Source organism: Rhodococcus sp. Leaf233, from assembly GCF_001426165.1.
In the GTDB taxonomy this organism is placed as follows: Bacteria; Actinomycetota; Actinomycetes; order Mycobacteriales; family Mycobacteriaceae; genus Rhodococcoides; species Rhodococcoides fascians.
In genome coordinates, this window is sequence record NZ_LMRO01000011.1 from 294,944 (window position 1) to 306,912 (window position 11,969).

Annotated in this window: 12 protein-coding genes; 5 read left to right on the forward strand and 7 right to left on the reverse strand. The window is 65.8% G+C overall.

Going from position 1 to position 11,969, the window contains the following annotated elements:
* Positions 1–15: 15 nt before the first annotated feature.
* Together ASH04_RS19410 and ASH04_RS19415 are read left to right on the forward strand one after the other, a co-directional pair.
* Entirely contained in the window at positions 16–1,518 is a 1,503-nt protein-coding gene (locus ASH04_RS19410; RefSeq protein ID WP_057474264.1) for a gamma-aminobutyraldehyde dehydrogenase, read from the forward strand.
* Positions 1,515–2,936: an NAD(P)/FAD-dependent oxidoreductase gene (locus tag ASH04_RS19415; protein WP_032408074.1), complete on the forward strand. Its 1,422-nt coding sequence runs from the start codon at positions 1,515–1,517 to the stop codon at positions 2,934–2,936. Before ASH04_RS19410 ends, ASH04_RS19415 begins: the two co-directional genes overlap by 4 nt.
* Positions 2,937–3,008: 72 nt before the next feature.
* On the opposite strand, the gene ASH04_RS19420 is transcribed toward ASH04_RS19415, so the two are convergent.
* Both ASH04_RS19420 and ASH04_RS19425 read right to left on the reverse strand, forming a co-directional pair.
* Positions 3,009–3,863, reverse strand: a complete 855-nt coding sequence (locus tag ASH04_RS19420) for a universal stress protein (protein WP_057474265.1) — start codon at positions 3,861–3,863, stop codon at positions 3,009–3,011.
* 19 nt (positions 3,864–3,882) lie between these two features.
* Positions 3,883–5,385 (reverse strand): APC family permease, encoded by a 1,503-nt coding sequence (locus ASH04_RS19425; RefSeq protein WP_032371009.1) that lies wholly within the window; start codon positions 5,383–5,385, stop codon positions 3,883–3,885.
* Between the two features lie 244 nt (positions 5,386–5,629).
* Here ASH04_RS19425 and ASH04_RS19430 point away from each other — a divergent pair, with 244 nt between their 5' ends.
* Positions 5,630–6,754, forward strand: coding sequence for an adenosine deaminase (locus ASH04_RS19430; protein WP_057474266.1), 1,125 nt, complete (start codon positions 5,630–5,632; stop codon positions 6,752–6,754).
* A 30-nt stretch (positions 6,755–6,784) separates the two neighbouring features.
* Here the strand turns inward: ASH04_RS19430 and ASH04_RS19435 are convergent, their stop codons facing one another.
* Genes ASH04_RS19435 through ASH04_RS19455 form a run of 5 tightly spaced genes read right to left on the reverse strand, consistent with a single transcriptional unit; the run spans position 6,785 to position 10,245 of the window.
* Complete coding sequence (locus tag ASH04_RS19435; RefSeq protein WP_057474267.1) at positions 6,785–8,065, reverse strand: hypothetical protein; 1,281 nt, start codon at positions 8,063–8,065, stop codon at positions 6,785–6,787.
* Positions 8,066–8,080: 15 nt separating this feature from the next.
* On the reverse strand, positions 8,081–8,407 hold the full coding sequence (locus tag ASH04_RS27000) for a YbaB/EbfC family nucleoid-associated protein (RefSeq protein ID WP_057474268.1): 327 nt from the start codon (positions 8,405–8,407) through the stop codon (positions 8,081–8,083).
* Entirely contained in the window at positions 8,404–8,742 is a 339-nt protein-coding gene (locus ASH04_RS19445) for a hypothetical protein (protein WP_057474269.1), read from the reverse strand. Before ASH04_RS19445 ends, ASH04_RS27000 begins: the two co-directional genes overlap by 4 nt.
* A gap of 42 nt (positions 8,743–8,784) precedes the next feature.
* Complete coding sequence (locus ASH04_RS19450; protein WP_057474270.1) at positions 8,785–9,906, reverse strand: C40 family peptidase; 1,122 nt, start codon at positions 9,904–9,906, stop codon at positions 8,785–8,787.
* A 6-nt stretch (positions 9,907–9,912) separates the two neighbouring features.
* Positions 9,913–10,245 (reverse strand): type VII secretion target, encoded by a 333-nt coding sequence (locus ASH04_RS19455; protein ID WP_080733168.1) that lies wholly within the window; start codon positions 10,243–10,245, stop codon positions 9,913–9,915.
* 177 nt (positions 10,246–10,422) lie between these two features.
* Between ASH04_RS19455 and upp the strand changes: the two genes are divergently transcribed.
* Entirely contained in the window at positions 10,423–11,046 is a 624-nt protein-coding gene (gene upp / locus ASH04_RS19460; protein ID WP_027496434.1) for a uracil phosphoribosyltransferase, read from the forward strand.
* 32 nt (positions 11,047–11,078) lie between these two features.
* Positions 11,079–11,969 carry a DUF2797 domain-containing protein gene (locus ASH04_RS19465; protein ID WP_230593563.1) on the forward strand — a complete coding sequence of 297 codons (891 nt, stop codon included), beginning with the start codon at positions 11,079–11,081 and terminating at the stop codon, positions 11,967–11,969.

Consider the following 11,969-nt stretch of genomic DNA (forward strand, 5'->3'; position numbering starts at 1 on the left):
CGGTATCGTGCAGTCATGGCGAACATTCCTGGTTGTTGGATCGACGGACGCGCAGTGGACGGCAGCGGCGACCGCTCCGGCGTCGAGAACCCGGCGACCGGAACCGTGGTGTCCGAGTTCGGTCTCGCCACGGCAGAGGACGTCGAAGCGGCTCTCGTTCGAGCGCGCTCGGCGCTACCGCAGTGGGCCACCGCAACGCCGGCCCAGCGCGGCGCGGTGCTTGCCGACTTGGCGCGATCGGTGGCGGCCGACGCCGAATTCGCCACCGAAGAGGTGGCCCAGACCGGTAAAACCGTGCGTCTGGCAACGGAGTTCGACGTTCCGGGCAGTGTCGACAACATCGAGTTCTTCGCCGGAGCTGCCCGACATCTGGACGGCAAGGCAGCGGCCGAGTACTCGGGCGAACACACCTCGGCCATCCGACGCGACCCGGTCGGCGTCGTCGGATCGATCACGCCGTGGAACTATCCGCTGCAGATGGCCGTCTGGAAGGCGATCCCGGCGTTGGCGGCCGGGTGTTCCATCGTGCTCAAGCCCAGTGAACTCACGCCTCTGACCACGCTGCGTCTGGCGCGTCTCGCCTCGGAGGCCGGCCTGCCCGACGGGGTGTTCAACGTGGTCACCGGAACCGGAGCGGAGGCCGGAGTCGCGTTGTCCTCGCATGCGGGCCTGGACCTGATGACTTTCACCGGTTCCACTCCCGTCGGGAGGCAGGTGATGTCGCAGGCAGCCGTGCACGGCACCCGGGTGCAGCTCGAACTCGGCGGCAAGGCCCCCTTCGTGGTGTTCGACGATGCCGACCTCGAGGCTGCGATTCACGGTGCCGTCGCCGGTTCGTTGATCAACGGCGGACAAGACTGCACGGCAGCAACCCGCGCCATCGTCGCGGACTCGCTGTACGACGATTTCGTCGCCGGAGTTGCCGAGGTGATGGAACGCGTCGTCATGGGAGATCCGACGGATCCGGCGACCGACATGGGATCGCTGATCTCGATCGCGCATCGGGATCGGGTTGCGGCCATGGTGGATCGGGCTCGCGATACCGGAGCGAGGATCGTCACCGGAGGCCGTGTCCCGGACGGTAGGGGTGCTTTCTACCCGCCGACGTTGATCGCCGATGTGGGTGAGCAGGACGAGATCTATCGCGACGAGGTGTTCGGACCGGTGCTCACGGTGTCGCGGCACTACGGCGACGACGATGCGATTCGGCGGGCCAACGACACCGCGTTCGGACTGGCGGCCTCGGCGTGGACCCGCGACGTGTACCGCGCGGGCCGAGCGTCGCGGGAGATTGCGGCCGGTTGTGTGTGGATCAACGACCACATCCCGATCATCAGCGAGATGCCGCACGGCGGATTCGGAGCCTCGGGGTTCGGCAAGGACATGTCGAGCTACTCGCTCGACGAGTACCTCACCGTCAAACACGTGATGACCGACATCACCGGTGTGGCCCGAAAGTCCTGGCATCGCACCGTTTTCGCCAGCGCAGGACCCGAGGATCAGGAGCTACGACGATGAGCGCATCCTGGGCGACCGAACCCACCGATCGCGGCGTGGCGATGGTTCTCGGAGCAGCGCCGCAGCCCTTCTGGCTCGACCGACCGGAACGACCGACGCCCAGGCCGCGGCACTCCGGTTCGACGTCTGCGGATCTGGTGATCGTCGGCGGCGGGTTCACCGGATTGTGGGCGGCTCTGCAGGCGGCAGAGGAGAACCCCGACAGATCGATCGTGTTGCTCGAAGGCGACCGCATTGCCGAGGGCGCCACCGGACGCAACGGCGGCTTCTGCGCGGCCAGCCTGACGCACGGACTGGGCAACGGACTCGACCGGTATGCCGACGAACTACCCGAGTTGCTGCGAATGGGAACCGAGACGCTCGACGCGATCTGCGCGACGGCGAAGAAGTACGGAATCGACGCCGACATCGAACGCACCGGCGAGCTCGACATCGCCAATTTCGACTGGCAGGTCGACGACCTCCGTGAGCTCGGCGACGAGGGGAGACGACTTTCGCAACCGATGGAATACCTCGACGCCGCTGCAGTGAGAGCCAAAATCACCTCACCGATGGCGCGCGGTGCCCTGTTCGACCCCGACGTCGCGATGATCGATCCTGCCAAATTGGCCTGGGGCCTGGCCGACGCGGCGGAGTCGCTCGGCGTACGCATCCACGAGAACACTCCGGCCTTGTCGATCGACAAGTCCGGCAACGGTATTCGGGTGAAGACGGGCTACGGCACCATCGAGGCAGCCAAGGTTCTGCTGGCCACCTCGGCATCGAAATCGTTGCGCCGCAAGCTCCGTCACTGGATAGTCCCGGTGTGGGACTACGTGATCATGACCGAACCGCTGACGTCGGCGCAGCTCGCCGCAATCGGCTGGTCCGGCCGCGAAGGATTGGCCGACTCCGGCAATCGATTCCACTATTTCCGGTTGACGGCGGACGATCGCATCCTGTTCGGTGGGTGGGACGCGCACTACTTCTACGGTAGCGACACCGACCCACGCCGAACCCAACATCCAGACGAGTTCGCGTTGCTCGCCGAACATCTGCTGCAGATGTTCCCAGCCCTCGAGGGAATCCGTGCGACCCACGCGTGGGGCGGATCGATCGACACGTGCTCGCGGTTCAGCGCCTTCTGGGATCTGGGTATGAACGGGCGAGTGGCGTCGGTGGCCGGGTTCACCGGCCTCGGCGTCGGCGCGTCGCACTTCGGGGCCCGAACGGCACTGGATCTGCTCGACGGACGCGATACCGAACGAACGCGCCTGAAGATGGTGCGTACCAAGCCGTTGCCGTTTCCACCCGAGCCCCTCAAGTCGATCGGGATCAACATCACTCGTGCGCAATTCGCTCGTGCAGACCGCAACGAGGGGCGGCGGGGATTGTGGCTGAAGGGAATGGACGCGTTGGGTCTGGGCTTCGACAGTTAGAGCGGCTGCGCCGCACGTGCGTGGAAACTCGGGCTCTGCTACGCATTTCCACTCACATGCGGCGAAGCCGCTCTACTCGTGCGGAACGACGACCACCGGCACCGGGGCAGCACGCAGAATCTTGGCGGCACTCGAGCCCAGGAACACCCGCTTGGGGGTCGCCAGCCGACTCGAGCCGAGCAACAACACATCGCCCGGCTTCCACTCGAGGTTGCCCACGGCCTCGTCCAGTTTCGACCCGTCGGCCACCACGGATTCGAGGCCCTCGATGCCGGGGAGAGTGCGGGCCGCGAGTTCGAGATTCTCCTGTGCGGCAGCGACTTGCCGTCGACGCGTGTCCAGTGAAGTCTCGTCGCTCGGGGTTCCGGTCGATTCCAGAGAGACCAGCGAGACCAATCGAAGAGGCACGTGCGCAGCGCTGGCGAGAGTGAAAGCGAACGGCAACGGGTTCGGGGCGGATGACCGGGTGGGGACGGCGACGGTGAGATCGGTGATCGGTGCGCTGGAGAGCCGGTAGCCCCGAGGGGCAAGTGCCAACGGAACTTCCGAGGCGTGCAGAAGCTGACCGGCGACCGAGCCGATCGAATGTCGGTTCAGCAGGCCGTCACTGGCACCGCCGACAACGATCATGTCGGCATCGGAGTTCACGGCGAAGTCGATCAGGGCGCGGGCGAACGACTCGTGGCTGAGCACGTGCGTGGTCACCTCGATACCCGACGGGACCTGGGCGGCCGCGTCGTCCACCCAGCCCTTTGCCTTGGCCTCGAGGATCTTTCGATACGGTCCACTGCCTTCCATGACAGGTTCGTCGACGGCCATGACCAGCACGATGTCGATGGACGCGTCGAGGGCGCGGGCGAGGGCGGTGGCCAGGGCTACGCCGTCGTCGCCGCTGGGGGTGGCGAGGTAGCCGACGGTGATCTTCATGAGTTTCGGTCCTTCTCTTCTAGTAAGTGTCCGGAACCTTGACTTCGGTGGACGCGGTGAGTGTCTTGCCCTGGAAGAAATCCTTGTTGCCCACGAAGCACAGCAGCATCAGTGGGATTCCGAGTACCAGCATGCCGACACCGAGGACGAACACTCCGCCGATCGGACCGTAGACGGTGTAACCGTAGTCGGGCTTGATCATGTCGACTGCGCTCTGCACGAACGCCCACGTCATGGACAGCCCACCGAGAAGTGGAAAGATGCCGCGCATGAACAGGTTTCGGGCGGACGAGAACAGTGTCCGACGGAAGTACCACGTGCACGCGTATGCGGTGATGCCGTAGTAGAACGCGACCGCGAGCCCGAGCGATGCCACCGAATCCTGCAGCGCATTGGCGCTGACGAAGGTGAGTACCAGGTAGAACATCAGGGCTGCGGCACCCATCACGAGCGTGCCGAAGCCGGGCGTCATGTACTTGGGGTGCACGCTGGCGAACCGCTTGGGGATTGCCTCGTACACAGCCATCGACAGTGTTCCGCGGGCCGTGGGCAGGATGGTCGTCTGTGTAGAGGACAGCGCCGAGATGGACACCGTCAACAGCAGCAGCGACGCGACGATCGAGCCGGCGACCGGATCGCCGAGAATGGTGAGCACATCATCGACGTTGTCCGGGTTGTTCAGACCGATACCCGTGTCTCCGAACCCGGCGAACGACTGCACGGCGTATCCGACGAGCACGTAGGTCGCGACGAGAATCAGCGTCGTGATCACGGCGGCCCGTCCCGGCGTCTTCTCCGAGTCCTTCGTTTCCTCGCCGACGGCAAGGCAGGCATCCCATCCCCAGTAGATGAAGATGCACAGGATGATGGCCTGGGCCGCGTCGGACATCGTCACCCCGGTGGGCACCAACCAGCTCCATTGCGGCGTGATGGCCTGCGGACCGGCCGTACCCGTCCCCACCTTGACCAGTGCCGTCACTGACACTCCGATGAGTACGCCGAACTGGACGACCAGCAACACGTTCTGCATGCGTTCGCTGATGAGGATGCCGCGAAAACTCACGTAGGTCATCGCGACGATGAAGAACGAACCGAGGGCGACCTTGGCCGCGGTCGACTCCGCCAAGTCCGACAGGCCGAGGAACTCGAACAGGTAGATGGCTGCGATCTCGGCGACGTTGGCCAGCACGATGATCGCCGAGACGGCCAGCCCCCACCCGGCCATCCAACCGACCCAGGGCCCGAAGGCCTTGGTACCCCAGGTGAACGACGTCCCGCAATCAGGTGTGTCGCGCCCGAGCTCGCGGTAGGCGAAGGCGGTGAGCAACATCGGAACGAAGGCGATGAGAAACATCGACGGTGCTTTGTCGCCGACGGCCAGAACGACGTAGCCGAGGGTGGCGGCGAGACTGTAGGCCGGGGCCACCGCCGACAGTCCGATGACGATGTTGCCGACCAACCCGAGCGCGCCGGTGTTGAGTCCCTTGCCCGGAATGGTGTTGGGCGGTTCCGCAATCGACATAGGTCTCTCCGAGGTTCGAGTCGACCGAGGCGTCGGAAGGGGACCCGACAGAATCGGTCGCGTGTGATGGATGAACACTACGATTTCCGTCGCCGATTCGCTGTGTATCGACGGAATAGTTTTCATCGGAGTAACAATGCAACGAAATAGGTCGCGGAAGTGGCGGACGTCGCGGGAATCCGCGGACTCGCCGAGTGGCGATGACAGGCGCGCGTCCGCGCACGACGCGCGCTACCGTCGACACATGAGCACCGCGGAGAACACTCAGTCCTCGATCGGTGGCAGTGCGCCACTCGATCTCGCGTCCATCAGGTCGGCTCCGAAGGCGTTGCTCCACGATCATCTCGACGGCGGACTCCGACCGCAGACCGTGCTCGAACTGGCCGACGAATGCGGATACGACGGGTTACCCGCGACCGACGGTGCCGCTCTGGGGGAGTGGTTCCGCGACGCAGCGGACAGTGGATCGCTCGAGCGCTACCTCGAGACCTTCGCGCACACCGTGGCCGTCATGCAAACCCCCGAGGGGTTGTTCAGGGTGGCGCGCGAATGCGCCGAGGATCTGGCCGACGACGGCGTCGTGTACGCCGAGGTGCGCTTCGCGCCGGAACAGCACCTCGAACGCGGGCTGACCCTCGACGAGGTCGTCACCCACACCCTCGCCGGTTTCGAGGCGGGCATCTCCGCAGCCAAGGTGCGGGGCAAGAACATCACCATGGGCACCCTGCTGACGGCCATGCGGCACGCCGCACGTTCACGAGAGATAGCGGAACTGACGGTGCGTTTCCGTGACCGCGGGGTGGTGGGCTTCGACATCGCCGGGGCCGAGGCGGGCTTCCCTCCCAGCCGCCATCTCGACGCCTTCGAATACATGCGAGCCAGCAACGCGCACTTCACCATTCACGCAGGCGAAGCGTTCGGTCTGCCGTCCATCCAGGAAGCGGTGGCGTTCTGCGGAACCGACCGGCTCGGACACGGAGTACGGATCACCGACGACATCACCACGAACTCCGACGGCACGCCGTCACTCGGTCTCTTGGCCGCGTACGTCCGCGACACCAGGATGCCGTTGGAGTTGTGCCCCAGTTCCAACGTGCAGACCGGTGCCGTCGAATCGTTGGCGACGCACCCCTTCGATCTGCTCGCACGACTGCGGTTTCGCGTCACCGTGAACACCGACAACCGATTGATGAGCGACACCTCGATGAGCCGAGAGATGGTCAAACTGGTGGATACGTTCGGCTACGGGTGGAGTGACCTCGAGCGGTTCACGATCAATGCGATGAAGTCCGCATTCCTGCCGTTCGACGAGCGATTGGCGTTGATCGACGACGTCATCAAGCCCGGCTACGCGGTGCTGATCGGCTGACGAGCGAGCGCGCGGCCGGGCGAGAACGCCCTACTTCTTGCGGAGACGGCTCTCGAACTCTCGCTCGAGGGCCCGCCAAGCCTCGGCCTCGACGTCGAACGGTGCGCTCGGGGCCAGCCGATCGGGACTGGGCTCGAGGGTGTACGAGACGTACCAGCCCAACGGTGTGGACGTGGCGAGGGCCTCGTCCACCGAGCTGTCGCCGGCGAAATCGGCTGCATCGGTGAACAATTCGACGGCAAGATCGAGCTGGTCGACGTCCACCGCGGTGGGCCCGTCGGCAAGGTCGTCGGCGAGTCCGGGCAGTACGTAGACGTTGTCGTCGGTGATCGTGATGTCCAGTGAGCCGTCGATCGCGGCGGTCTGAACATCGGAGTAGGTGCTGACCTGCGCCAGGTCGTGATCGTGATCGTCGGCGAGATAGCGAGCCAGCGAGCGCTCGGACCCGAACACGCTGATGGCTCCACCGCGGCCGAGGAAGACGGGCTTGTCGCCGAGGTAGCACCGCAGGGTGTACAGCGTGTCGTCGGACGTGATGATGCGAATGGGATCGATACCGACGGTGGTCCAGAACGTCTCCTCCGCCGCGGCAGCGGCGATGGGATCTCGGTCGACGTCGTCCTCGTCGCTCTCTGCGTCGCCGTCGGACTCTTCGTCCTCGGTGTCGTCGTCGATGTCGTCCGTTGCGTCGTCTGCATCGACGGCGTTCTCTGCAGCCGCGGTGATCTCCGCGTCGGCGACGGCGACGGCGGCGCTGTCGACGTCGGGGGAGGTCACGATGGAATCGACTGCGTCGAGGACTTCGTCCCAATGCTTCGCCACTGCTGCGCCGATGCGGTCCCACAGCTCGGCACCTTCACGGCCGAGAAAGTTCTCGACGCCACCGGCCACCGCTCCGACGAACGGATTGGTTCCGAAAAAGCTTGTGACGGGCCGTAGTTCGCAGACATCACCGATGGACGAGACGATGTCGAAGGTGGCCTGCAGTTCGGCGAGAACGTCGGCTTCGGGGTCTGCAGCCACCAACTCGGGGACTGCGACGAGGTCGAACCGATGCAGCTCGTCGGGCTCGAGTTCGTAGGCCGCGAGAGCGGACACCACCGGCCACGACGGGTGGTCGACGAGGTCGTTGTCGTCGTCGGATCGGACGAATGCGGCGAGCTCGGCAACCGTGGCGAATCCGTAGAGATCTTCCTCGTGTCCGAGGAATGCCTCCCATTCGTCGTCGCCTTCTCGCCACTCCGGTGCCCACAGAGTCGAGAAGTCACCGGCGGTCAGACCGAGTTCGATCGGGATGATGTCTCCAGCCATGGCGCGAAGCCTATCTCAGGAGTCTGTGAACGAAGCCTGCAGACTTTGCAGGATGGTCTCGCGCAGGTCCAACGCTGCGGACGCCGCCTCGGCAGCTGTGAGAACGATGGTCGACGCGAGTTCGCGGGCAGTCACCGATCCGAGATCCTCCGCGAGATCGAGACCGACCATGGCCCCGGTACCGTCCGCGACGACGGTCACGAGCCCGTTGGGTGAGGCCACTCGAATCCTGATGTGGTCGACGCGCTCCTGTGTCTCACGCAATCCGTTGAGCCGGTGTCGGGCTTTGTCGATCACTTTGTCGATCACGGTGTCGAGATCGGTGGGGCGAGAGTGGGTCATACCGGTCGCAACCAACTCGTGGGTGCCGGATCCTGGGCCAGATCGTCGTTCGCGTCGGCGGCCACTCGGGCGTCGGTCGGCAGACCCAGGCGATCGAGGATGTCGGCGGGAACCCCGTCCTCGGCCAACCGGATTCGGCGCTGTGCCCGAGCGGCTGTGGTCGCCCGCGTGCATCGATCCAGGATCGTCGACGCCAATGCTGTTCCCCCGTAACGTAGTTCACGTTCGTCGATAGCGATTGCGATCGGCACTCCATGCTCGGTGGCGCGAACGGATACCGAGCCGGATCGAGTTGCCGATACCGCGCTGACGACGGTGGTGTTCGCGTCCGTCATCGACTTCCTCTCATTCGGTCTGCCTCTCGTTCGGTCCGACCGTTATTGGGTCGGGCGGTAGAAGCCCTTGAATGCCATGTCGCTGTTGGTCGTTCTGATCGGTCCTACCTGCACCGGGTCTCCCGCCTCGACGAGCTGGCCGTTGCCGATGACCATCGCTACGTGGCCGTCCCACACCGCGAGATCGCCGGGCTGTACGTCACCGGCCGCCACCGATGTGCCGATGTCCTGTTCCTGCGCCAGCCGGGGGATGTCGACGCCCTGCTGTGCGTACGCCCATTGGGTCAACCCACTGCAGTCCAGTCCGGTGCCCGGCGTCGTACCGCCCCAGGCGTAGGGGACGCCCTGCTGCGTCAGCGCGCTGCGAACGGCACCTGCGGCTTCGGCGTTGGGGGCGGTGACGGTGCTCCCGTCGGGCAATCGCACCTCTACTCCTCGGCCGGCGTCCCCGGCGCGGGGTGAATCCATCGCCGAATTGCCCAAGAAGTGCTGTGCTCCACCGGCTCCGGGGGAGTCCGGCGTGCCGCCGGTTTGTGAGAGCGACTGCGCGAACGTCTTCGCCAGCTTCTCCCCGGTCTCGATCACCTGAGCCGTTGCAGGTGAGGTCATCAGGTTCGAGGGCGAGCCCGGCACCGCTGCCGGGCCGGAGTCGATGGGTGCGGGGACCGCGGGTGGGGAGGCCAGCTCGCCGGCTGTCGCAGCGTGCACGGCCAGTTCGGCGCGCACACGCGCGACCACCGCCAGAGCGCGCTCGAGGTGCTCGATCGCGGCCGAGATCAGCATCGTCTGCCCCATCGGGGTGGCGATGATCGGTCCTGCGGAAAGGGCGATGCCCACGAACGACTGCACTATTGCCTGTAGTTCGACGAAACCCTGCTCGGTATCCCGACATGCCCGATCGACGACGGCGGCGATATCGTCCGCGTGATCGGCAAGGGCCAGAGCACTCGCATGAGCGTTCTCGGCGTACCGAAGTGCTGCGTCCGCGGCGTCGCCGTTCCAGTTCGAAGCAAGTTCGGTGATCGCGATGCGGCCGATTCCCTGGGCGGCCTCGATCGCAGCCGACGACAGTCGCAACACGTCCGCGGGGCCTCCGGAGGGAACGGTACCGCCGCCGAAGGCACCGAGTAGCTCGACGATGGGGCGAGAGAGTAGATCGATCATCGCCGCTTACCGAGCGTCCGGTGCGCGACCGGCAGAGTGGGCCGTGACGGCCGCCCCGGTTGCGTCGTCGGTGCGGGCGTACGACACCGCAGCATCGGCGGCCGCAGAACCGAGGCTCGCCACCGCTCCCGCCAGGCGAACGACCGCATCGGTATGCGCCAGATGGGTTCCGGTCACCGTGGCCAGAAATTCCTGCCCGATCAGGCCGAACACCGGCGCCAACACGGCGGGCCCGCAGGCAGCGGCGGCAGCACCGGCCGCCGCGATCTGCTCGGCCATGGTCGACGCAGCCGCACCGTAGGCGAGCACCCCCTCGGTCTCGACGACGAGTTCGTCCATGAGTCCCCCTGAAATCGCGTGCGTTCGCGCAGTCGCCGAATGCGACGCCCAACTGGTTCGACGCGACTGCGGGCACATCGGTTCCCACGACTTGCCGTTCACCGTGCGTCTCGGCGATCTCCTCCGCTGGGGCTCATCGTGTGGGGCCTCATGGTGCTGGGCCTTATCCTGTGAGACATGGATACACACGTGGTCGACCACCCACTGGCCGCCGCCCTGCTCACCACCATGCGGGACGAGCGGAGCGACAACGCCACGTTCCGCACTGCGCTCCGCCAGCTCACCCACATGCTGGTGTACGAGGCCACCAGGGACGCCGACATCGACACGTTCGAGGTACGTACTCCCGTCGCAGTCACCCAGGGCACCCGGTTGGCTCGTCCGCCGCTGCTCGTGCCCGTACTGCGTGCCGGTCTCGGCATGGTGGAGAAGGCGAGCGGTCTGATTCCACAGTCTCGCGTCGGGTTCGTCGGGATGGCCAGGGACGAGCAGACGCATCAGCCGGTGCCCTACATGGAGTCCCTGCCCGACGACCTGTCCCAGACTCCGGTCTATGTGCTCGACCCCATGCTGGCGACCGGCGGATCGATGGTGCACACGATCGAGCTGCTCGTCGGACGCGGCGCAACCGATGTCACTGCCATCTGCGTCGTGGCCGCCCCCGAAGGCGTCGCAGCGCTCGAAGCATCGGGACTCCCGGTGCGACTCGTTGCCGCGAGCATCGACGACGGACTCAACGACAATGCCTTCATCGTCCCGGGCCTCGGCGACGCGGGCGACCGTCAGTTCGGGCCCCGCTGATTCGCTCCGGTGCAACCCTGCTCGCGCTCGGGGTGTCCTGGCCCTCCGCCGGTCCTGACACCCCGCGGTTGCGCCTGCTCGACATCGAGGCCGAGCAGGTCGAGTTTCAGGAGCTGGTGGGTAACACACTGAGCTACCGCGCTCTCGGCGGTGCGGCAGACCGATACTGCACGGGCCGAACGGCATTCACTGCGGACGGGCCGCCGCGGTACGTTCCGTGCCCGGGCCGGGAGCCGGCCGTCGGATCAAGCCAGTGTGCACGGTGCGCGGACAAGGACGTGTTTCGTTTCGTTCATACCGTGCACCGCAGCGGATTCGTCTCGCGTGATCTGGAAAAGCATGTCATGGCACCGCATTGGCTCTACCTGGCGGCGTTTGCCAACGGCACCTTCAAGATCGGGACGGCCGCGCAGACTCGCAAATGGGGTCGGCTGGCCGAGCAGGGGGCTATCTGTGCGCAGTACGTCGCGCACGCGGACGACGGCAAGGCCGTGCGTGTCGCCGAGGACCTGGTGACCGAAAGGCTCGGACTACGGCAGGCCGTACGGTCGGCGACGAAAGCAGCATCGCTGTGCGTGCCACTCGATCTCGACCGGTTGGAGGCAGGCACTGCCGCGCGTGCGGAGCAGGTCCGTCAGCTGTTGACCGACGCCGCGATCGGCGGATGTCGGCCGATCGCGGAGCGGTGGACTCCGCCTGCGGGGCGGGAAACATTGAGCGAAAACGATACTCGGGTTGCCTACCCCGCCGATGTCGCAACCGGCTCTCATGGACTGCAGATCAGGACATGCGTCGGGCAGGCGGTGATCGCCTCGGTCGACGAGCAGACCTACGTCGCGGATCTGGCGGCATTGAAGGGTCGGCGCATCGAACTCGGGGCCTTCACGTCCGATCTGCCTGCGGTGCAGTCGGCACTGTTCTGA

What these genes read in the sequence shown, in the direction of transcription:
- ASH04_RS19410 (WP_057474264.1), top strand. Translation starts at nt 16, where the DNA reads ATGGCGAACATTCCTGGTTGTTGGATCGACGGACGCGCAGTGGACGGC.
- ASH04_RS19415 (WP_032408074.1), top strand. Translation starts at nt 1,515, where the DNA reads ATGAGCGCATCCTGGGCGACCGAACCCACCGATCGCGGCGTGGCGATG.
- ASH04_RS19420 (WP_057474265.1), bottom strand. Translation starts at nt 3,863, where the DNA reads ATGAAGATCACCGTCGGCTACCTCGCCACCCCCAGCGGCGACGACGGC.
- ASH04_RS19425 (WP_032371009.1), bottom strand. Translation starts at nt 5,385, where the DNA reads ATGTCGATTGCGGAACCGCCCAACACCATTCCGGGCAAGGGACTCAAC.
- ASH04_RS19430 (WP_057474266.1), top strand. Translation starts at nt 5,630, where the DNA reads ATGAGCACCGCGGAGAACACTCAGTCCTCGATCGGTGGCAGTGCGCCA.
- ASH04_RS19435 (WP_057474267.1), bottom strand. Translation starts at nt 8,065, where the DNA reads ATGGCTGGAGACATCATCCCGATCGAACTCGGTCTGACCGCCGGTGAC.
- ASH04_RS27000 (WP_057474268.1), bottom strand. Translation starts at nt 8,407, where the DNA reads ATGACCCACTCTCGCCCCACCGATCTCGACACCGTGATCGACAAAGTG.
- ASH04_RS19445 (WP_057474269.1), bottom strand. Translation starts at nt 8,742, where the DNA reads ATGACGGACGCGAACACCACCGTCGTCAGCGCGGTATCGGCAACTCGA.
- ASH04_RS19450 (WP_057474270.1), bottom strand. Translation starts at nt 9,906, where the DNA reads ATGATCGATCTACTCTCTCGCCCCATCGTCGAGCTACTCGGTGCCTTC.
- ASH04_RS19455 (WP_080733168.1), bottom strand. Translation starts at nt 10,245, where the DNA reads ATGGACGAACTCGTCGTCGAGACCGAGGGGGTGCTCGCCTACGGTGCG.
- upp (WP_027496434.1), top strand. Translation starts at nt 10,423, where the DNA reads ATGGATACACACGTGGTCGACCACCCACTGGCCGCCGCCCTGCTCACC.